13 protein-coding genes and 1 CRISPR repeat array are annotated in these 19,282 nt (G+C 42.6%); of the genes, 2 read left to right on the top strand and 11 right to left on the bottom strand.

The window, feature by feature from the left end:
• Nucleotides 1–41 precede the first annotated feature (41 nt).
• Nucleotides 42–728 (top strand): aspartate/glutamate racemase family protein, encoded by a 687-nt coding sequence (locus tag ABXS85_RS15675; protein ID WP_353667462.1) that lies wholly within the window; start codon nucleotides 42–44, stop codon nucleotides 726–728.
• Between the two features lie 14 nt (nucleotides 729–742).
• Here ABXS85_RS15675 and ABXS85_RS15670 read toward each other — a convergent pair whose 3' ends face one another.
• The 3 genes from ABXS85_RS15670 to ABXS85_RS15660 form a co-directional block, all read right to left on the bottom strand.
• Nucleotides 743–2,041 carry a TRAP transporter large permease subunit gene (locus tag ABXS85_RS15670; RefSeq protein WP_353667461.1) on the bottom strand — a complete coding sequence of 433 codons (1,299 nt, stop codon included), beginning with the start codon at nucleotides 2,039–2,041 and terminating at the stop codon, nucleotides 743–745.
• The gene (locus ABXS85_RS15665) at nucleotides 2,038–2,571 is read right to left on the bottom strand and encodes a TRAP transporter small permease (protein ID WP_353667460.1); all 534 of its coding nucleotides are present in this window, start codon (nucleotides 2,569–2,571) and stop codon (nucleotides 2,038–2,040) included. The genes ABXS85_RS15670 and ABXS85_RS15665 overlap by 4 nt, the downstream gene beginning before the upstream one ends.
• Nucleotides 2,572–2,700: 129 nt before the next feature.
• Nucleotides 2,701–3,687: a TRAP transporter substrate-binding protein gene (locus tag ABXS85_RS15660; RefSeq protein WP_353667459.1), complete on the bottom strand. Its 987-nt coding sequence runs from the start codon at nucleotides 3,685–3,687 to the stop codon at nucleotides 2,701–2,703.
• Between the two features lie 828 nt (nucleotides 3,688–4,515).
• On the opposite strand from ABXS85_RS15660, the gene ABXS85_RS15655 reads away from it, so the two are divergent.
• On the top strand, nucleotides 4,516–4,995 hold the full coding sequence (locus tag ABXS85_RS15655; protein ID WP_353667458.1) for an Lrp/AsnC family transcriptional regulator: 480 nt from the start codon (nucleotides 4,516–4,518) through the stop codon (nucleotides 4,993–4,995).
• Nucleotides 4,996–5,051: 56 nt separating this feature from the next.
• On the opposite strand, the gene ABXS85_RS15650 is transcribed toward ABXS85_RS15655, so the two are convergent.
• From ABXS85_RS15650 to ABXS85_RS15615, 8 genes are all read right to left on the bottom strand, one after another.
• The gene (locus ABXS85_RS15650) at nucleotides 5,052–6,335 is read right to left on the bottom strand and encodes an MFS transporter (protein ID WP_353667457.1); all 1,284 of its coding nucleotides are present in this window, start codon (nucleotides 6,333–6,335) and stop codon (nucleotides 5,052–5,054) included.
• 95 nt (nucleotides 6,336–6,430) lie between these two features.
• Nucleotides 6,431–9,878: a CRISPR direct-repeat array (repeat unit 28 nt; unit sequence TTTCTAAGCCGCGTGTGCGGCGGCTAAC).
• Between the two features lie 130 nt (nucleotides 9,879–10,008).
• Nucleotides 10,009–10,563 carry a type I-F CRISPR-associated endoribonuclease Cas6/Csy4 gene (gene cas6f, locus ABXS85_RS15645; protein ID WP_353667456.1) on the bottom strand — a complete coding sequence of 185 codons (555 nt, stop codon included), beginning with the start codon at nucleotides 10,561–10,563 and terminating at the stop codon, nucleotides 10,009–10,011.
• Between the two features lie 11 nt (nucleotides 10,564–10,574).
• Nucleotides 10,575–11,891, bottom strand: a complete 1,317-nt coding sequence (cas5fv, locus tag ABXS85_RS15640) for a type I-Fv CRISPR-associated protein Cas5fv (RefSeq protein WP_353667455.1) — start codon at nucleotides 11,889–11,891, stop codon at nucleotides 10,575–10,577.
• 2 nt (nucleotides 11,892–11,893) lie between these two features.
• Nucleotides 11,894–12,898, bottom strand: coding sequence for a type I-Fv CRISPR-associated protein Cas7fv (gene cas7fv / locus ABXS85_RS15635; protein WP_353667454.1), 1,005 nt, complete (start codon nucleotides 12,896–12,898; stop codon nucleotides 11,894–11,896).
• Nucleotides 12,899–12,901: 3 nt separating this feature from the next.
• Nucleotides 12,902–15,838, bottom strand: a complete 2,937-nt coding sequence (locus ABXS85_RS15630) for a CRISPR-associated endonuclease Cas3'' (RefSeq protein WP_353667453.1) — start codon at nucleotides 15,836–15,838, stop codon at nucleotides 12,902–12,904.
• Nucleotides 15,835–16,842: a type I-F CRISPR-associated endonuclease Cas1f gene (cas1f, locus tag ABXS85_RS15625; protein ID WP_353667452.1), complete on the bottom strand. Its 1,008-nt coding sequence runs from the start codon at nucleotides 16,840–16,842 to the stop codon at nucleotides 15,835–15,837. Before cas1f ends, ABXS85_RS15630 begins: the two co-directional genes overlap by 4 nt.
• Nucleotides 16,843–16,980: 138 nt before the next feature.
• Nucleotides 16,981–17,808 (bottom strand): WYL domain-containing protein, encoded by an 828-nt coding sequence (locus ABXS85_RS15620; protein ID WP_353667451.1) that lies wholly within the window; start codon nucleotides 17,806–17,808, stop codon nucleotides 16,981–16,983.
• Nucleotides 17,809–17,888: 80 nt separating this feature from the next.
• Entirely contained in the window at nucleotides 17,889–19,085 is a 1,197-nt protein-coding gene (locus ABXS85_RS15615; protein ID WP_353667450.1) for a methyltransferase, read from the bottom strand.
• Between the last annotated feature and the right edge of the window lie 197 nt (nucleotides 19,086–19,282).

Below are 19,282 nucleotides of genomic sequence, written 5' to 3'. Positions count from 1 at the left end.
AACACCCTGTCAGTAAATGACCATCTAAAAATTGTTACCCTATGAAAGATTCAAACAAAGCATTTTCACTTGGCGTACTTCAACTTAATACACACTTCCCACGTCTTGTTGGCGACATAGGTAACCCCGACACTTTTGATTTCCCTGTACATTATGAAAAAATTGCCTCAGCTAACGTCTCCGCTGTTATCACTGAACAACAAATAGACAATTCAGTCAAAGCAGATATCATGGCTAAAATTCACAACTTAGAGGCAAAGGGTGTTAACCTCATCGTCACCAGCTGTGGATTTCTGGGAGAAATACAAACGCAATTACAATCCCATGCAAATGTTCCAGTGCTAACCAGTTCCCTTCTCACCCTTGCTTTTGCTCGCAACTTTCTATGCGAAAATGAAAAAATAGGCGTTCTTACTTTTGATCAAGATACCCTAGACCCAAGACATTTCGCTGGCCATTTTCACCACGACATAATCATTCAGGGCATTCCTAAAACAGGCGCACTGTATCAAACCATAAAACAGGATCGCACCGAGCTCGACTCATTGGTCGCTAATCAAGAAGTGGCTGAGGCCACTGAGGAATTACTCTCCCGAGCCCCCAACATCAAGGTCATTGTACTGGAATGCACCAATCTATCGCCCTATATCGACACAGTGAAATCACTCTCATGCGTGCCGGTATTTGACCTCATCCAAGCCATTCACTGGTTCAAGCACGCACTATAAATCTATCCAGCCTTTTATTTCATGGCATTGGGCAAAAAGGTGGCAATCTCTGGTTGCCAAACCAAAATGAGAACGGCCAGCACCATAATGAAGAACATAGGTATACTGGCCCGAGCAATAAAGCCCATGTTATGCCCAGTCATAGACTGCAAGACAAACAAGTTAAAGCCCACTGGTGGAGTAATTTGTGCCATTTCAACCACTATCATCAAATAAATTCCAAACCAGATCATATCGAAGCCAGCCTGACGAATAAGAGGCTCAATTACCGCCATGGTCAATACAATGGAAGACAGACCATCCAAAAAGCATCCCAACACAATATAAAATAGTGTCAGCATCAATATCAGGGTCAGGGGCGATAATTCCAATGCGCCAATCCCTTCAGCCAACTGACGGGGCAACCCCGTAAAGCCCATGGCCAAAGAAAGAAAATGCGACCCCATTAAAATAAAAGCAATCATGCTGGAAGTTTTAACCGCGCCCATTAAAGACGAGCGAAAACTTTCCCAAGTAAGACTTTTTTGCCCTAAAGCAATGACCAATGAACCAATAACGCCCAACACCGCAGCTTCCGTTGCCGTTGCAATGCCGCTGTATATGGAACCAATCACACAAAAAATCAAAGCAATAATAGGGCTAAGACTGATCAGTGCCGAGATTTTCTCTTTAAAACTAAAGGACAAATCTTGGATATCACCATTATCGGCTTTAAACATGGCATTCAGAGCGACATATCCCATAAACAAACCCGCAAGCATCAAACCCGGAATAATGCCCGCGATAAATAGCTTAGCAATGGATTCATTGACCGTTACGGCGTAAATAATCAACGACACCGAAGGCGGGATCAACAAGCCTAAAGTGCCAGCTCCAGCTAAGGTACCAACAATCATATTATTGGCATAACCACGCTTTTTCAGTTCAGGAATCGACATTTTGCCAACCGTTGCCACCGTTGCCGCAGACGAGCCAGAGATGGCAGCAAAGACCGCAGAACCAGTAATATTAACGTGTAACAAACCACCAGGAAGACGATACATCCAAGGTGTCAGGCCTTTAAAAAGGGTTTCGGATAGCTTAGTCTGAAATAAAATCTCCCCCATCCAAATAAACAAGGGCAAGGAAGTCAGCGTCCAAGATGAAATCGATCCCCAAATGGTGATCGCCATAGAGTCCCCTACAGGACGACTGGTAAAGAGTTCCATACCAATAATGGCACAGGCAATTAAACTGGCGCCAACCCACACACCTGTTCCAAGCAGCAAAAACAACACACAGATAAAAACGAGTGTTAACTGAATTTCATTCATTTTACTCCTCCCAGAGACTCATCAGACTCAGGAAGATCACCACGAATCACCCGATAAGAAAATTCCAAAAATGAATGCATCACACTGATTGCCAACACTATGGTGCCAAAGGCCACCACACTCTGCGGAACCCAAAGCGGGAAAGCGACAGAACCATCGCTCACCTCTTCAAAATCCCAAGAAAAGTAAGTTAAACGGCACATGTAATAAGCCAGGTAGCAACACACAAAGCCGGTAACCGCCAAGGCAAACAAGGCCAACACCGCCTGATATTTTTGACTGAGTTTTTCGACAAACAAGGTAACTTGAATATGTGCTTTATTGCGAAAGGTATAGGCCAATGCCAAACAATTTGCCGCTCCCATTAAATAACCTGCTATCTCGGTTAATCCTGGTACATACCATTCAACCAAGCGACTAACGATACTGGTCACCACACAAAGCGCCATGGCAACCAAACACAAGGCCGCGAGTGCGCCTGCTAGCTGATACAGGCGCTCACAGACCTTGCTAATAAAACATAACAACATAAATTACCCGTCTGTCGACATTACAGAAAAAATTTAACAAGGTGACACGATTTTTTTCATCACCTAGGTGAAAAAGAGGAGCGCTTTACGCCCCTCTTAATGCAGGGGTAGATTGTCCCCCTTATCAGATTACATTGCCTGGTAAGAATCAATGATAGCTTGACCTTCGGCTCCCGCCTCTTTTAACCAGTCAGCAGTCATGGTTTCACCAATTGCTTTAAAATCTGCTTTCAGCGTCGGACTCGCTTCTGCCACTGTCATACCATTCTTAGTCAGCTCCTCTTTATACCAATTTGATAAAGATTCTGCCTTAGCCCAGCCTTTTTTCTCAGCATTAGCCGCTGCGGTTAAAATCACCTTTTGCGTTTCAGGTGACAAAGCTTCCCAAGCACGAGTGTTCACAAACACCATATTTTTAGGCAACCAAGCTTTTACATCGTACCAGTAATCCACATGTTCCCAGAGTTTCTGATCATACCCAGTTGAACCAGAAGACAACATGGACTCAGCAACACCTGTGGCAAATGCCTGAGACACTTCAGCCGCTTCAATTTTTGTAGGAATCGCCCCCATCAGTTCAGCAATAGTTGAAGTTGCTGGGTTATAAGCACGGAATTTTAAGCCTTTCATATCCGCCACAGAATCAATCGGTTTATTGGCATACAAACCTTGGGGTGGCCAAGGCATAGAATAAAGCAATTTCAGACGATGTTTCTTGAGAATGTTTTCCATTGCAGGTTTGGACGCTTGATAGAGATTCCAAGCGGAATTAAAGTCTGTCGCTAAAAATGGCACAGCATCAATCGAAAATACTGGGCTTTCATTACTTAGTGCTGACACCAAACGCTCCCCAATAGGAGCCAGACCACGACGAACTGCACCATAAATTTCCCCACCCTTAAACAAAGAACCAGAAGGGTGTGTCACTATTTCAATGTCACTCTGCCCTGCCGTTACCTCTTCTGCAAACTCTTTTGCAATAACAGAATGGTAATTTGTCGCAGAATAAGCCAAAGGCATATCCCAAGTTTCTGCTGCCATAATATTGCTAGCAAAACTCAGCACAAAACCACCAAGCAAGCTTGATAGGACTTTTTTCGATATCATGTCTTTCATTTTCATTCCCTATTTGTGATCACATCATTTGAATAACGTTATTTTTTTCCACTTAGAAGATAAAATTATTCACCTGAAACTTAGAAACCGCTTGCTCCAAGTGTCCACTTCCCCATATTTCAAAAGACCGAATAATGTCTTAGCATCATCTCATTGCTAAGGTCTTTGCCCAGAATAGTCTCATGCGACTTCTAGCTAAGTTTTCTAGCAAAATTGTGACCAACTTTATCTCTCACTTGTCTTTATCTCTCACTTACAGAATGAATAAAGCAAAGCAGGTTCAAAAAGTTAACAACAGGATTCATACTTAAGATTGATTTGCCACAAGTAGCACTCAAACCTGATTAAACAATCGAGTTTATCATGCGCAAAGAACGGGAAATGGAAGAATAACGACATCTATCAGAGCTATTTTTGAAAACACGACACTTTTTTGAGTGGCTCGTAAAATACTAGATTTCAGTCATCAAAATATCTGTTAAAAAATACCTGATAATGAAGTGCCATATTAAAGTAAGTCAGACTTTTCATAACAATGTACGCAATGTTGAAAAAGCACATGACCCAACAAAAGGACGGGGGACATTTCAGAGTAAAATACCACTGTACACGCCAATAAAATCCATCTAAAACATACATACTCTTACAAAACTAATAAAAAAACGCAAAAAAATCGCAAATATTAAGCAGCAAAGCTTGTTTAGTTTTCAAAACTCCTTATTCTAGAAGCATAAACTTTGCCTATTCATTGCTCAAAATTCAGCAAACTCAATACGGTCAAGCGATTACAAAAAAACAGTCCCCTTAGATGCTAATAAGGAAGCTTAAATGAACCAAATAGAACTAGACAGTTACGACTGGCGACTGCTACGAGCATTACAAGAAAATGCGCGTTTAACCAACGTGGCTTTATCTGAACAGGTTAGTCTATCACCGTCACAATGCTCTAGACGCCTGCAAAGACTGGAACAGAGCAATTTAATAGAAGCTTATTTCACACAACTAAATGCAAATAAACTGGGTTTTCAAGTCACCGCCTTTGTCAGCATCACATTAGAGAAAGGTAATAAATTGGCCAATGAGCAATTCAAACAAGCTATTGTTGACATGCCCAAAGTATTAGAATGTTATGAAATAAGTGGTGACGCCAATTATTGGATGCGAGTGATCAGCGAAGACCTACCCTCTTTGTCTATTTTTTTAAACGAAACCCTTACTGCACTAGAGTGTGTAAAAGACCTGACGTCCACATTGGTATTAAACAGGGTTAAAAACGCCCCTGCTATTCCGTTGCCCAACCCCAACTGATCATCAGGTTGAGTGTAAGACACGCTTCCTACACTCAACCTTCCCTTTATTGCCTATCACGCCTCAGGTAAACGCATTACCACCACAGCCCCCAGCAAAGCCAGTAAAGAATAAACAAGCACCAAAACAGGCAAAGAGACAACCCCAGTCAGCAAACCAAAAACACTCATTAACAGCAACATCACGCCAATTACCGTGTTACTGACTGCCACGTATTGGGTTCTATCATTGCCTTCGGCCAAATCCACCAAATAGGTTTTGCGCCCAATACGCACGCCTTGATGCGCCACACACAGGACAAAATATAACAAGGGCATTAACCAAACGCCTTTTACCCAATCAACATAAAAAGTTGTTAGCACAAATAACAATAACCCCACACCAACACCCAACAAGGTGGCTATCATCATGACTTGACGACTCGAATAATCCGAAAAGCGTCCCCAAAAAGGCGAAGAAATAAGAGAAGCCAAACCGCTTGCTGCCATAAAGGCCCCTAGCACCCAGAGTCTATCGCCCAGATTCTGTTGTGCAATCAACACATAATAAGGCGCACTCAATGCGGTACAGAGCAACAAAGAACGCGCGATCACAAAGCGACGAAAATCCGCATGAGTTTTCAGCAATGACAAACTGGAAAACAACTCAACGAGGCGCACCTTGGTCTTATCAACTGGACTATTAGGTTCCTTAAGCTGGGCATAAATCAACGCGGCCAGACACCAGACACAAGCACCAATCATCAAACAAGCAGCATAAAACACTGTGCTGCCCTGCAAATCAAAAAAACCGCTAAACACCATTACCAGAGCAACGCCCAAAGTAATCAAACCCGCCGCACTGGACGCCCAACCAGACACTCGGCCACGATGCCCCTTGGAAATGGTTTTACCCAACACATCCTTCGAGGTGATGGAATTTAAACCGCGTGCCAGACTGAACAACACCATCAACCCAATCACACACCAACCCGCCAATGCCCCTTCAAAAAACAAGGCAACCATACCAATCAAAAGCACACACAAGGCTTGCATGACACTGCCAAACACCCACAACCACTTGCGCAAAGGCACCCGCTGTATGTAGCTAGCCATCAACAATTGCGGTAACAATGAACCAGATTCACGAATCGGCACCAACCAACCAAGCAAATACACAGGCACACCCGCGCCCTGTAAAATCCAAGGCAAAGTCACCTTAGGATTAATTAAGGCATCACCAAGATTGATCAATAACTGTGACCAAACCAGCTTACTGACACTGTCCGACTCATTTTGCTTCGAGTTATCACCTTGTTCTGTCTTAGATGAACCTTCCTGCTCAGTACTCACTTGCGACATCCACAACCTCAATATTCAAAAATCACCCCACTAGCATAGCATGTTGATATGCTTACCAGTCCTACATCATAAAAGAGAATGGAATAACTCATGATTTGCTAAGCCGCGTGTGCGGCGGCTAACTTTGTAGAAAATAACCCGCAATATTGGTGGATTTTCTAAGCCGCGTGTGCGGCGGCTAACCGTTTGATGTTGAGGCCAGCGAGCCATTGAGTTTTCTAAGCCGCGTGTGCGGTGGCTAACGAATCAGACAGTATGACAGATTATTTTCATGTTTTCTAAGCCGCGTGTGCGGCGGCTAACGAATTTCAGGCCGCGATATTGATGTGATGATCTTTCTAAGCCGCGTGTGCGGCGGCTAACAGCTTTTGGAGTACATCGAAGGCGTTGCTCACTTTCTAAGCCGCGTGTGCAGCGGCTAACCAACCAATAGTGATGCTTTCATAAAGCTTGGTTTTCTAAGCCGCGTGTGCGGCGGCTAACATATTGCTGTATCAAAACTGGGATAAGGTTACTTTCTAAGCCGCGTGTGCGGCGGCTAACTGAAATCTGCATTAATGAAGCTGGCAAAGTGTTTTCTAAGCCGCGTGTGCAGCGGCTAACTCGATCCACGGCATCATCGGACACTGGTTATATTTCTAAGCCGCGTGTGCGGCGGCTAATCGACCCGAGGCGTTCCGCATGGCCATGTAAACTTTCTAAGCCGCGTGTGCGGCGGCTAACAGAGCATGAGCACTATTAAATTTGATCCGAAATTTCTAAGCCGCGTGTGCAGCGGCTAACTCTCCTTTGGTTTTTTTGGCATCGGCCGCTGTTTTCTAAGCCGCGTGTGCAGCGGCTAACTCGCTTAGGTTACGAGCCATGGCGCGCTGGGCTTTCTAAGCCGCGTGTGCAGCGGCTAACTTGTCGCTGAGGCCGGTGCTGGCACTGATGCATTTCTAAGCCGCGTGTGCAGCGGCTAACAATTTCACCTGGCATTAAGACTTGAAGCTGTTTTTCTAAGCCGCGTGTGCAGCGGCTAACAATGAAAAACTATTCTTTGCGTTTTGTATTGATTTCTAAGCCGCGTGTGCAGCGGCTAACAACAAGGGAGAAGCGGCAGTCAGTGCAAATGTTTTCTAAGCCGCGTGTGCGGCGGCTAACGCTGTATGGCGACTTAACTCAGCCGCATATCTTTTCTAAGCCGCGTGTGCGGCGGCTAACTCACTAACTACATTAAACGAGCCTACTTCAAATTTCTAAGCCGCGTGTGCGGCGGCTAACAAGAAAGCCCCACGGCTCCCCCTGTTTTGTTGTTTCTAAGCCGCGTGTACGGCGGCCAACGTGCGTACTTTGGCGGCTTGGTCACACTGCAATTTCTAAGCCGCGTGTGCGGCGGCTAACGACAGGATGAAAAACCACTGCTTAGATGAAGATTTCTAAGCCGCGTGTGCAGCGGCTAACATCTACCTTGTTTCTCTTGCGCCGCTTTCATTTTCTAAGCCGCGTGTGCAGCGGCTAACGCATTGGGTGCCATTATTGGTGGTGAGTGTTGGTTTCTAAGCCGCGTGTGCAGCGGCTAACGTAAACCAACAGCCGCCGCCACAGCACCGATTTTTCTAAGCCGCGTGTGCAGCGGCTAACTTTTAGCAGCTTTGCTTGCGCCATTCGGACTTTTTCTAAGCCGCGTGTGCAGCGGCTAACGAGCCAGAGGTCGAAAAGGGGGCAGACCGGAATTTCTAAGCCGCGTGTGCGGCGGCTAACCGCGAACGTCGATGGGTGGTTTTTCGCTGATTTTTCTAAGCCGCGTGTGCGGCGGCTAACTATCTGATTCAGCTAAAAGGTTTTCTTCTAGTTTTCTAAGCCGCGTGTGCGGCGGCTAACAGTGTCAAAAAAACTCATAGGTCACCTCACTTTTTCTAAGCCGCGTGTGCGGCGGCTAACTTGGGTTTGGTACAGACGCACGGCTTGGATAATTTCTAAGCCGCGTGTGCGGCGGCTAACCGTGAGATCAAAGAGCAGTGGATTAAAGACATTTTCTAAGCCGCGTGTGCGGCGGCTAACATCGGTGAGATTGACGAAGTAGCATACCTACATTTCTAAGCCGCGTGTGCGGCGGCTAACTGATGAGAGAAGCAAAGTCAGAAGCGAATTATTTTCTAAGCCGCGTATGCGGCGGCTAACCAATTCCACATACATCATTAATCCACGTTTCTTTTCTAAGCCGCGTGTGCGGCGGCTAACACCAAATCACAGCGAATATTTTGCAGAGAAAATTTCTAAGCCGCGTGTGCGGCGGCTAACAAACATAATTCACTCCAATAATTTATAATTGATTTCTAAGCCGCGTGTGCGGCGGCTAACCATTGGAGCCTACCCCATTTGATGATGTATCATTTCTAAGCCGCGTGTGCGGCGGCTAACCCGCCAATCACGGTTGTTGCAATCCACTTAGCTTTCTAAGCCGCGTGTGCGGCGGCTAACACAACTTTTTGTTGATTTGACAAACAATAATATTTCTAAGCCGCGTGTGCGGCGGCTAACCTTGATCAAAATCACTCAGATCAACACTAAGATTTCTAAGCCGCGTGTGCGGCGGCTAACTGCCATCATAAAAAGCCTGCCAATCGAAGAAATTTCTAAGCCGCGTGTGCGGCGGCTAACGAATCTTACCAAGTGTAAGCTCTGGTCTTTCATTTCTAAGCCGCGTGTGCGGCGGCTAACCGCGGAGGGCTCTTTTATTTCCTGTTTTGTGTTTTCTAAGCCGCGTGTGCGGCGGCTAACCAGTGGAGATAAGGATTGATAAAACTATAAAATTTCTAAGCCGCGTGTGCGGCGGCTAACGAAGTCTTTAAGCTCTGGCATCTGCGCATCGATTTCTAAGCCGCGTGTGCGGCGGCTAACCACCACAACAACCAGCAAACCGCAGACCATAATTTCTAAGCCGCGTGTGCGGCGGCTAACACATTGGTTGGTTTCAAAAGCTTCGTAATCATTTTCTAAGCCGCGTGTGCGGCGGCTAACGGGTAGGTGACGAATGGCACGGGTGTTAGACATTTCTAAGCCGCGTGTGCGGCGGCTAACCAGGAACTTCATTAAGTTATTACCCACAGTATTTTCTAAGCCGCGTGTGCGGCGGCTAACTTGATTAAGGTGCTAAACATGGCGCTTAGATATTTCTAAGCCGCGTGTGCGGCGGCTAACGATACATAGATGCATTGATTACGGACTTAAACTTTCTAAGCCGCGTGTGCGGCGGCTAACAAAGGAATGAATGGGGCAATTCAATCATTAATTTTCTAAGCCGCGTGTGCGGCGGCTAACATGAAAAAAACTTTGTTACCACGTATCAAAAATTTCTAAGCCGCGTGTGCGGCGGCTAACCTATCTATTACCTAGGGCTGTGCCGCCATTCATTTCTAAGCCGCGTGTGCGGCGGCTAACTGTGAAATGAAAAATTGAGATAATTATGTTTATTTCTAAGCCGCGTGTGCGGCGGCTAACAAAGGGGTCAGGAAGTCCCTAAAACAATTATATTTCTAAGCCGCGTGTGCGGCGGCTAACTATAGTCTAACTGCAAAAAAACGAGTCACACTATAGAGTTAGGTAAAAATACCTTTTTTTACCTATGTTTTCTCTATATGTTGCAACTCTTTGTTTTGTAATTACTTTTTTAAAGAGCGAGATTTATTGGTTAAAACCAAGGTATTGTAGCTTTTTTACTTAAACCAAATTGATCAAAGTCACCACCTACCGCTTGATGAACAGGGTCGGATACTTGAATATAACGCCTATATAGCTGCCCGCTCCCCGTACTCTCTAACTCTAAATATGGCAAAGTAGTAAGCTGAGCTGCGTACATTTTCGCTCGATAAGCCTTAATTTCGTCTTCAGAAATAGACCTACGCTTTATAAGTCGTCTTAGGTGTGATTCAGTCATGTTTGGTCGCCAACGAGAAACTGTCCGATGCTCTACGTTCTCAGGAATTGTTTGCACTTCACTGTATTCACAATAACTAATTAACCCTCCAAGCCAGTTCATTTCTTTCAGTGCTTTTAAATTGGATTGGCTTGAATGAACTCTCAACACCTTTCCGAGCTTCAGCTTTGTCTCTGGAAAGCTTACACCAACTGATTTAGAAGAAAGGTCACACAGAGCTTTATGAAATTTTGTATAAACCTTATTTAGCAATACATTTTCACGCATTTCCGCATCAGGTTTGATACGAATATCACAGTAATGATCCATATTTATTCTCCTTATGACCGTATTTTAGAAACATAAGCCAATCCTTTTTTACCAAGGTAAAAACTGGATACACCTGCATGTTCAATGAGTTTTATAATTTCTTGAGAACGAGTTAATTCAGGAAATTCACGGCCATAATCATCATTGTTTAAACCAATTTCAATTTCTAACCGACCTGAGTGCTTTTGAATATTACATGGGGTACCAACAGCTTTTTTCCGTCCTCCAGCCATTCTATTCAACCAGTCTCTTATGCCATTAAAGCCTGCTTTCGAAAACCCTTGAATTTGAATCTCTTGTTTTGAGTTATAAGCAAACAGCAAATCTAGTCCCATTTCTGATAGACGCTCAGCCTGCAAATGCAAAGCAGCTGCATATAGAGACATCGGATAGATCAATCCATCTTTACAATATTCCTCTCCTCTTTTTTTATCATTTGGATATTTATCAGATAAAAATTGAGTTACCGAATTTAAAGTAGTCTCGAACTCACTGAGTGAATCAATTTTCAATTGATCAAGGTATGATTTTGCTTCAGACAATTCATTCGTAAGCTGAGTTAGTTTTTGGTCATTTTTTAGTTTATGAGCCTTGGTTTTTGAAGGTTTTAACTTGATTTTATCATTGTGGTCAGATAGCAAACTTGCCTTTTTACTAATATCCAATATTTGATCACGTTGTAGCCTTTCATTAGTTCTAATCAAAGCACCTAACTCAGACTTTGAATCAGAAATAAGATTAATTCGATTTATTAATGCAGTTGGTTTACACAAGTCACTGTTTTCAAGTGGCTCATTAGGTTTGCCGTTTTCCACAAATTGAATTAACTGCTCTTTATTCAAATAAAGAACTGACCATAAATGCTTAGCTTCCTCGGAAAAAAACCAAGGATTGTCATCGTTTAGCACACCTAGATACCCTTGCTGAGCGCAACGAGCATCCGATTTATTTGTTAAATAGACTAGTTCACTAACCTCTTGAGCATCCCGCTCTATAATAGGCTCTAATATTCTGTCTTCTATGTCAGAAAAATAATAATTAGAACTTTGCCTAGCTTTCCATAGTGGCCTTTGGTCACCAATCAGCCTACACAACACCCCCAAAATAGTGCTTTTAGAAATAGGGGTCGGCTTTTCTCCTCGAGTCCCTGAGGTAGCAACAAATTTTTGTTCATAGCCACTTGATTCGTGAAAGTTCTTTTTGGTTTTTCCTTCAAAGTCTCCCTTAGAATACGTGGCCGCATTATTTTTCAAATCAAACTTTTTCTTAGGATCATCACCAAGAAACCCAGTTTGCCAACACGAGTCAAATTCAATTGTAATCCTCATAACTATTTACCTTGATAATAAACAGCATATGATTGAGAGCCTTTATTTTGTTTAATTTCTTGCTCATGGCTAGTTTTTATACGAAACATATTCTTGGCTACTTGACTATCGTTGTAATCTACCAATACCTCATCAACATACATATAGCCCTTGGCTTGCCTGATAGTTAAATTTTTTACCAATTCAATTGTCTGCGTTACTAATACATCTATCGCGGAATCATTTAGTAAAATGCCTGCTTCACCCTCATCAAATATGGAGCCTACTCTCACATAATTTTCATGATAAACAGCTTTTGTTTCTGAGTTACCAGATAGTTTCTTAAGATAGCTTGACAGTTGTTCAGCGACTTCCTGACCTTCTTTATGGTTATTGATCTTCATCGACTCACGACCAAAATCAGCGCACAATGGAATAAACTGAAGTTGTTCAATACTAATTGAACCATAAGCTAGATATTTCGTATCTCCAAAGGTCAACTTAGAAAAGAGTGAATTGCTCGAATCTTTACCTGACTTACTTGTTTCTTTTTCTTTACTTCCAGAACGTCCCATTTGTTCAAAATTCCCATTACCGAGTTGATCAACAAAATCCGTTAACAATAGAGGACTTGTGCGCTTGTTTTCATTTTTAGGGTTAACATACCCACGCACTAAACCAGTAATTGAGCACAGTAGCTTAATTATATTATTTTCTAACTGTGGAGAATTTAAGTTGTAATGCTCTCCACGAAATAAATGATGCCTGATGCAATTTTGACTGATGTATAGTTCAACATCATTTAAGTTAATTTCTTCTGGGTGCTTATAGAATTTAGCCGTTCCATCGTCATTAAACTCCTTAACATTGGTATATCCTCGTAGCTTAGGCATCGAATGATTTGTTATATTTTTGAATTTATCATCTTTGATAATTGTTAAGTTTGGAGACCCATTCCAATTCACCACACCATGCCCTAAAGCTGTAATTTTAAAATCAACGCTTTTAATTCCAGTTACTTTTTCCATGATTTATTCCTCATCTTCTGCGGTTGTATTAAGTTGTTTTAGCGACATTGCGCCAATTGGTTGTTTATCACACACCATGTAATAAATGGCATGTGAGTGTCTTGCTGATTCACCACCCACTGAGACTAAGTCTCTTGTGGTATAACTCAAGTAAATAGGTAATTCAGGATCACGCGCTTGGTTTAGTAACAAGTTATCGTTATATGGTTTATCTCCACCCATCACGTTGTGATGCTTTTTAAACATGTGATTAAGCAGGTTTTGATCGCTTTTGCCATAACCTGTAATTGCCGAAACCGAAAAAGTTAAGTTATCGACTTCGGTAGTATCATCTAGAGGCATACTATAAGCGTATTGAGTTTCTTCAAAAATTGGCTTACTTACATCCGTTACATCGCAAACCGCCATTTGCACGAACCTATTTTCGCCTCGCAATGAATTTTTACTTACTTTAGCTCGGTTCTTATCGGCGGCTTTGGTTTTCTGCATCACTATTGGCTCTAGTACTTTTGCATTTATTGTTTGCACACTCTGGCTCAAGGCAGCTAATAAGTCACTTTCGATCAATTTTTTGTAAATGTCATTTTTATGGAATTGCTTTTCATACAATTCATAAATTTCTGGCAAGGTAAACTCTCTGTCTCCAATATGTTCAAGTAAACACTGATACCAAGCCCGAGTTGAGCTTAACGAATACATTTTGGATAAAAAACGGGTTGCTTGGCTGCTACCTTTAGGCTTCGAAACCATCATTGGAACAGCCAAACAATAAATATTCGTTTGGCTATTTTGACCAAAACGGTCTAGTCGACCTAAACGCTGTAAAGTGTTTTCTGCATTGCTGATTTCTGCCACCATATAGTTGCAGCTTATGTTTAATGATGCCTGAACAATAGGACCGCTGCGTAATACTTCATACTTGTTTGAACCATTTTTCTTAAAACTTTCATAAACCTTTGCAAAGTACTTTTGTTTATCACTATTGATGAACTTCGAATGTAATAGAACTGAATTTTCTTGCTGGTTATTGATAAAACTATTCTGGGCAGTAAGCGCCATATTACTAATTACAAAAGTGTTATCTTTTTGCGAAGAAAATAGCGGATTTTCTGGAGATATTTTCGCATCATCAAACAGTTTAAAATCGAGTTGGTATTTGCTTTGATTGAATGAAGGCATAGTAATTATGTCTTCTCTGTCTATATCCAATAGCTGTTCACAATAAACATAGTGAGGTGTAGCAGACACCAATAAGGTATTGGCTTTTGTCTCTTGCTGTTTTTTACATTCAACTAATTCAGCAAACAGAAAATTGAATGCAGGCATATTGATATATTCATGGAATTCATCAAATACTACATGAGAATTTAAATAATCAATCAAAGTATTAGCTTTGGTATGACTGACCACTGCCCCTAGTAACTGGTCAATGGTAGTTACAACAATATCACCTGAAAAATATTGCTCTTCATTCAGCATGTTGCCCCACTTATTGTGAAACTTAAATTCTCCTGTATTTATTTCAATTGTTGACTTAGGTAGATATTGATCTGATGTAAGGTCAGTGAAAATACCTTGGCAGACTTGTACCCGTGGGCAAACCCAAATGATTTTTTTCGCATTTTTTAACATTCCCCACTCAAGTGCGATTTTTGTTTTCCCGCAGCCAGCGGCACCCGCGAGTATGGCAACATCAGGTGTTTTCGCCAATTTATCTGCTATATCGGCTTGTTTAGCAGTGCGTTCACTATTTGGGAAGTTTTTAAGACAATGAGCTATTTCACTGATTAAAGTTGACTCAACTTCGGTAACATCTTCAACCAATTGATAAAGTGTTTTATCAACAATTGCTTGATGTAGTTCGTTAGCCGTTAATGATGAAATTAACCGATCAGCTGTGATCACACATGCACGGGCAATGTTATTGAATGCGTTAGTCGATATTGCTCTTTGATAACTGCCTACCTTATTTTCAGATTCATATACTTTATATTCGGGCAGTCTGGGCGCATCAGGTAACCTGTCCATATTCTGCTCAACTTCATCATCTAGATAACTCTTTGAAGCAGTTGAACTCTCGATTTCTCTATACATGCAATCAATTGCGACGACCTGTTTAAGTGCCTTCTGAGCCGACATAGTTAAATCGTTTAGATTGTCAGTTTTTAGATTCGCCATCAATTTTTTGGCTATTAAGTAATAAGTATCAAATTCACTTTGCTTCTTACGATAAGGCCTAGCATGGTGCCAATAAATTGCATGTCTTATGGTTCGCTTATTTGCGTCATTTACAAAATTTAAAGATGGTGAATCTAATAAGTGATACAACAAGAGAGAGACTTCATTGTGCCTTGGATGTTTATCAAAACTGAACTTACTATCAATATGTTGCCCATCAATCGCTAGATAATTCTTTTGTTTTGGACTTCTAACCCATTTTTGAAACTCAGGTTCTAGTTTGCCAAGATCATGAAATATTCCCGCAAAAAAATGGATGTCACCATAATTTCTACCTGAAGTTGGAAACAGTATCTTATAGAGAGCTTCAGCTACATAACCAACAGCGAACAAATGCTCTACCAATGGTTGTAAATGAGTGTTTGCGTATAAAACACCATTTTTAGGCTTATTTGTTATTACATCCATTACGACTTCCTTCTGAGTCACATTAACAGGCACTATCCCTTCTTCAGTAAATTTCCGTTTATTCCCCACCACCCACAGTAATTGGCTTCTCGATCTTGAGCGTATCCAATGACAACTCACAGCGGTATTTTTGCTGGCGGTTTGGCGTAGCATTTTCTTTACTGTAATCAAACCCTCTTCGGTAATCAGGGTTTGCCATGTGTTGTCGCCAATGCGGTTAGCAAATGCGTCCAACACTCGTCGTGTTTTTTTGAGAGCACGTTTTTCGCATTGGCTAACAAAGGTGACCATCATAGGTTTTGCTCCTCAATTTGCTCTGAAGAGTAGTCCTGTAAGGCAATGCCTTTGATGGTGTCGAACATAAAGTCCATGGCTTTATGATCGGTAAATTTTTGCAGTATCTGTTGACGAAACTCTTGTTCAGTGGCGTTTTCGGCGGCACAAACAAAGGCCCATGGCAATACAATGGCGTCTTTGATTAAATCGGCAACATCAAATATCAGCGCCCCTCGCCGAGTCTTGCCGTGCATGACAGCAAAGCCATGCGGTATGCCGAGTACCCACAAACAGCTCGCAGCCAGTCCATAAGCAAGGTAGTTGCCGTGATTTAAAAAGTCGTTGGCCTTGTCTGTGCTGTATTTGGTAGAACCCTGATGCTGACGGGTAAAACCTTCGACATTCATGGTGTTAGCAGCGTATTTATAAAGCACTTTGGTTAGTTGCGCTTCTGTTAGCAATAAATCGGATTGTTTCTTCGCGTCTTCGGTTCTTTTATGGAAGGTTTCAAAGGGCGCGATCAGCATAGAATCCTTGGTTGAAAAGCCTTCATTTTTTAGGTCTTTGTCTTTACTCCAGATCTTCTCTAGGTATCCAATGCGTGCATTTTGAAAGGTTTTGGCTGCTTCTAGTCGCTTATCGTCATCAAACCAAAATTGCAGCCAACCCTGTAGGTATTCAGTGGGGCGATACTCGCTTTGCGGTGTTAGCCATTCGACTTCACTCGCCATATGAAGCGGTGTGCCACCTCCGCCACAAAAGCCCACCAGCACGCCCGCCTGAGAAAGCATCCGCATGGCAGCTTGGGTGATGGACGTGCCTGTACCAAGCAGCAATACTGTGGTGTTAGCGATGGGGATGTTGTAATACTGGTTTTCTCCTGCCTTCTTATTAGACAGTGCCTCGGTGAGATACAGCACTCGACCGTCTTTTTGCATCACACGGCAATACTCAAGGTAATACATATTGGCACGTTTGGAATGCAATATGGTTTTCATATCCGATGGTGAAAACTGTTCCATGTATTTCCCTCTTTTGGTCATTGGCGTTTAAGCTTGAAGCCACTCTCTCACGCCTTTTTCCCTCTAACAACACTGTAAATTTACACACGTAAAGTCATTTGACAGACCTAAACACAAATCACACTGCTCTGTGTGTTATCAGTCGTAAAACCATTGTTTTATGTCGGCATAGTTGACACAGATGAGTTGCTGCGCTTGAGGATCGGCCTCGACAAATTTGGTTTTGATTTGCCATTCATCTAGGGTGTATTTCACCAAGGCGGCGCGTGTTGTAATGCTCAATTGACCTTGTTGCATACCATAATCTTTTTCGAGCACCTTTTTTTGCGCGGCATTTAATCGAAAATCTGGGGCTAATATCAATTCAACTTGGGTATGCCAAGCGGCATCTTGCCCTATGGTCATTTGTGCTTCGGCACCGTCATAGTCAACCTGTTGAAAGCGGCTCAATACAAAGTCCAAATACTGCTGACGCAATTCACAGTAAGCCCTAATATGCCAACGATTGGCGGCTTTCACGAAGGAATGTGGGTAGATGAGACGCTCTTGAGCCTCTCCGCTGGAAACCGAAAGGTATTGGCAATCGATCGCTGTTTTATTTTTCACCGCTTTTATTATAGGCCTTATGATGTCGGGCGAGACATAGCGAGATAAAGGCTGGATACGATATTGAGTCGGGTCTTGAGAAGACAATAATGACGTTGGCAGTTTGCCGAAATTCATCCAATCAAGATACTCGTCTAGTGTTTGATTAATGTAATGAGGAACAAAGTGTGTCGTTCTCAGGTAGGCTTTTTCTACAGGATGGTATTCCAGAGACGCCGGAAATTGATCAAGGTATCGTCCTATTAAAGTACTGACACTTTGACGACTAAGGCCAAATACTTTTCTCAAAGGTGTGGTATTCACCTTTCCTTCCCAATAAACAAGCAATTCGAGCATCCATAAGCGCTGATTCAGTTCCATGTTTCCGATACTTATTTTTTAATCCGATGGCTTCCATCTTAGCTCAAACTTAGCCAACAAAACGAACTTCTAGATGTTTTTTATTCAACTTTCTTCGCAAAGCTTCCGCGTATCATCCAATTTCTAGGGGTCAATGAGGCATCGCAAAAGGCACCAATCTCTACTTGATAGCCTTGTTCTTGTAGGAAGATGGCGCGGTCTAAAACCAACCAGTATTCCAAAGCAGGACGGAATAATTGGCTGATGGCTTGTTGTTTTTGGAAGTGGTAATAACGCTGCTCTGCGGCCTGTTGAAAGTCTTCAAATGCCTGTTGCGCGATCAGATGGGTTAGTTGTTTTTGCTCAGCAGCCCACTGACAAAAGCCAACAAAACCTTGATTTAATAAGGCCTTTTGAATGGAAGGCACTGGCAAATACGTATCCATTTGGCGCACCTGACGCTGCCAAAGATCGAACCCCAAGCGATAGGTCAGTTCTTGCTTTTGCAATCTTTGTTCTCTGGCTCCTGCTGTCGCGATTTGCTTGACCGCCAATTTCAAGTCGGCTTTGCGTAATGTTAGCTTAGACTGAGCCGCTTGCTTTGATAAAGGTAGATAACTTTCTTCTCGACTGAGATGGTAGCAGCAAGGAGCAATACAGACATGGGGGGTTTTGAGCTTGCCAACTTGCTCCAGTAACACCCTGTGCAAGTCTCCGCAGGCATGCAAAGCCACTGCACATTGGGTCGTTTCTAATGGTGCGATTGTATTTTTCAATACATCCATACAGGAAAAGCTTTGCTTGAGGTCAAGCTGCTGTGCTTTTTGCTGCCCTGCATCACACAAGCTTTGTTGCCATTCAATACTGGCCACTGGTTTGTTGTCTTGAAAGGCCAAATATTTACCAAGATGACCTTTGCCTGCACACCACTCGGTATAATGATCGACTGATGGCGTACAAGCAACGAAGGCTTCGATCTGTGACCATTTTCGGCCTTTAATACCGGCGGAAAGATAGGCTGGCGGTTGCACGGCTTCCAGCCTAGCCGATTGTCTTGCTAAGGTTGGCTGCTGCCAATTTCGAAAGGAGGCCAAACTGGGTACTAATTCCATTATCTCGGCCGTTTGCTTGGCATTACTTAGTGACACTTCAGGTTGAGTCTTTAACCAATTTGCCAGAGCAGGATAATCTTGCTGCCAAGGCAAGTTTAAAGCGGCAAAGCTATCAAATTGCCACAAACTTTTGTGCTCATTTAGCCAGTGATCTAAAGCGTAAAATTGGGTTTGCAAAGGCGTCATTGGCTGAGTTTTTTTGAGCAGGTAAAAGTGTCTTAATTTCTTGACAGTTAAAATGGAATTTCCCATTTCCTTGGATTGTATTTTGCCATAATTTCGGCAGAATGGCGTATTGTTTGTTGCAAGGGTTCAGAGCGCTATTTATTACATTATTAATTGCGCTATTTATTACCCTATTTATTTCAAGTAAGACAAAATAC

It is taken from the genome of Marinomonas sp. THO17, assembly GCF_040436405.1.
Taxonomy (GTDB): domain Bacteria; phylum Pseudomonadota; class Gammaproteobacteria; order Pseudomonadales; family Marinomonadaceae; genus Marinomonas.
The sequence above is the reverse complement of the archived record's forward strand: the minus strand, read 5'-3'. Positions and strand labels throughout refer to the sequence as shown.

Coding starts and splice junctions, on each gene's coding strand:
- ABXS85_RS15675 (WP_353667462.1), top strand. CDS start 42: ATGAAAGATTCAAACAAAGCATTTTCACTTGGCGTACTTCAACTTAAT.
- ABXS85_RS15670 (WP_353667461.1), bottom strand. CDS start 2,041: ATGAATGAAATTCAGTTAACACTCGTTTTTATCTGTGTGTTGTTTTTG.
- ABXS85_RS15665 (WP_353667460.1), bottom strand. CDS start 2,571: ATGTTGTTATGTTTTATTAGCAAGGTCTGTGAGCGCCTGTATCAGCTA.
- ABXS85_RS15660 (WP_353667459.1), bottom strand. CDS start 3,687: ATGAAAGACATGATATCGAAAAAAGTCCTATCAAGCTTGCTTGGTGGT.
- ABXS85_RS15655 (WP_353667458.1), top strand. CDS start 4,516: ATGAACCAAATAGAACTAGACAGTTACGACTGGCGACTGCTACGAGCA.
- ABXS85_RS15650 (WP_353667457.1), bottom strand. CDS start 6,335: ATGTCGCAAGTGAGTACTGAGCAGGAAGGTTCATCTAAGACAGAACAA.
- cas6f (WP_353667456.1), bottom strand. CDS start 10,563: ATGGATCATTACTGTGATATTCGTATCAAACCTGATGCGGAAATGCGT.
- cas5fv (WP_353667455.1), bottom strand. CDS start 11,891: ATGAGGATTACAATTGAATTTGACTCGTGTTGGCAAACTGGGTTTCTT.
- cas7fv (WP_353667454.1), bottom strand. CDS start 12,898: ATGGAAAAAGTAACTGGAATTAAAAGCGTTGATTTTAAAATTACAGCT.
- ABXS85_RS15630 (WP_353667453.1), bottom strand. CDS start 15,838: ATGATGGTCACCTTTGTTAGCCAATGCGAAAAACGTGCTCTCAAAAAA.
- cas1f (WP_353667452.1), bottom strand. CDS start 16,842: ATGGAACAGTTTTCACCATCGGATATGAAAACCATATTGCATTCCAAA.
- ABXS85_RS15620 (WP_353667451.1), bottom strand. CDS start 17,808: ATGGAACTGAATCAGCGCTTATGGATGCTCGAATTGCTTGTTTATTGG.
- ABXS85_RS15615 (WP_353667450.1), bottom strand. CDS start 19,085: ATGACGCCTTTGCAAACCCAATTTTACGCTTTAGATCACTGGCTAAAT.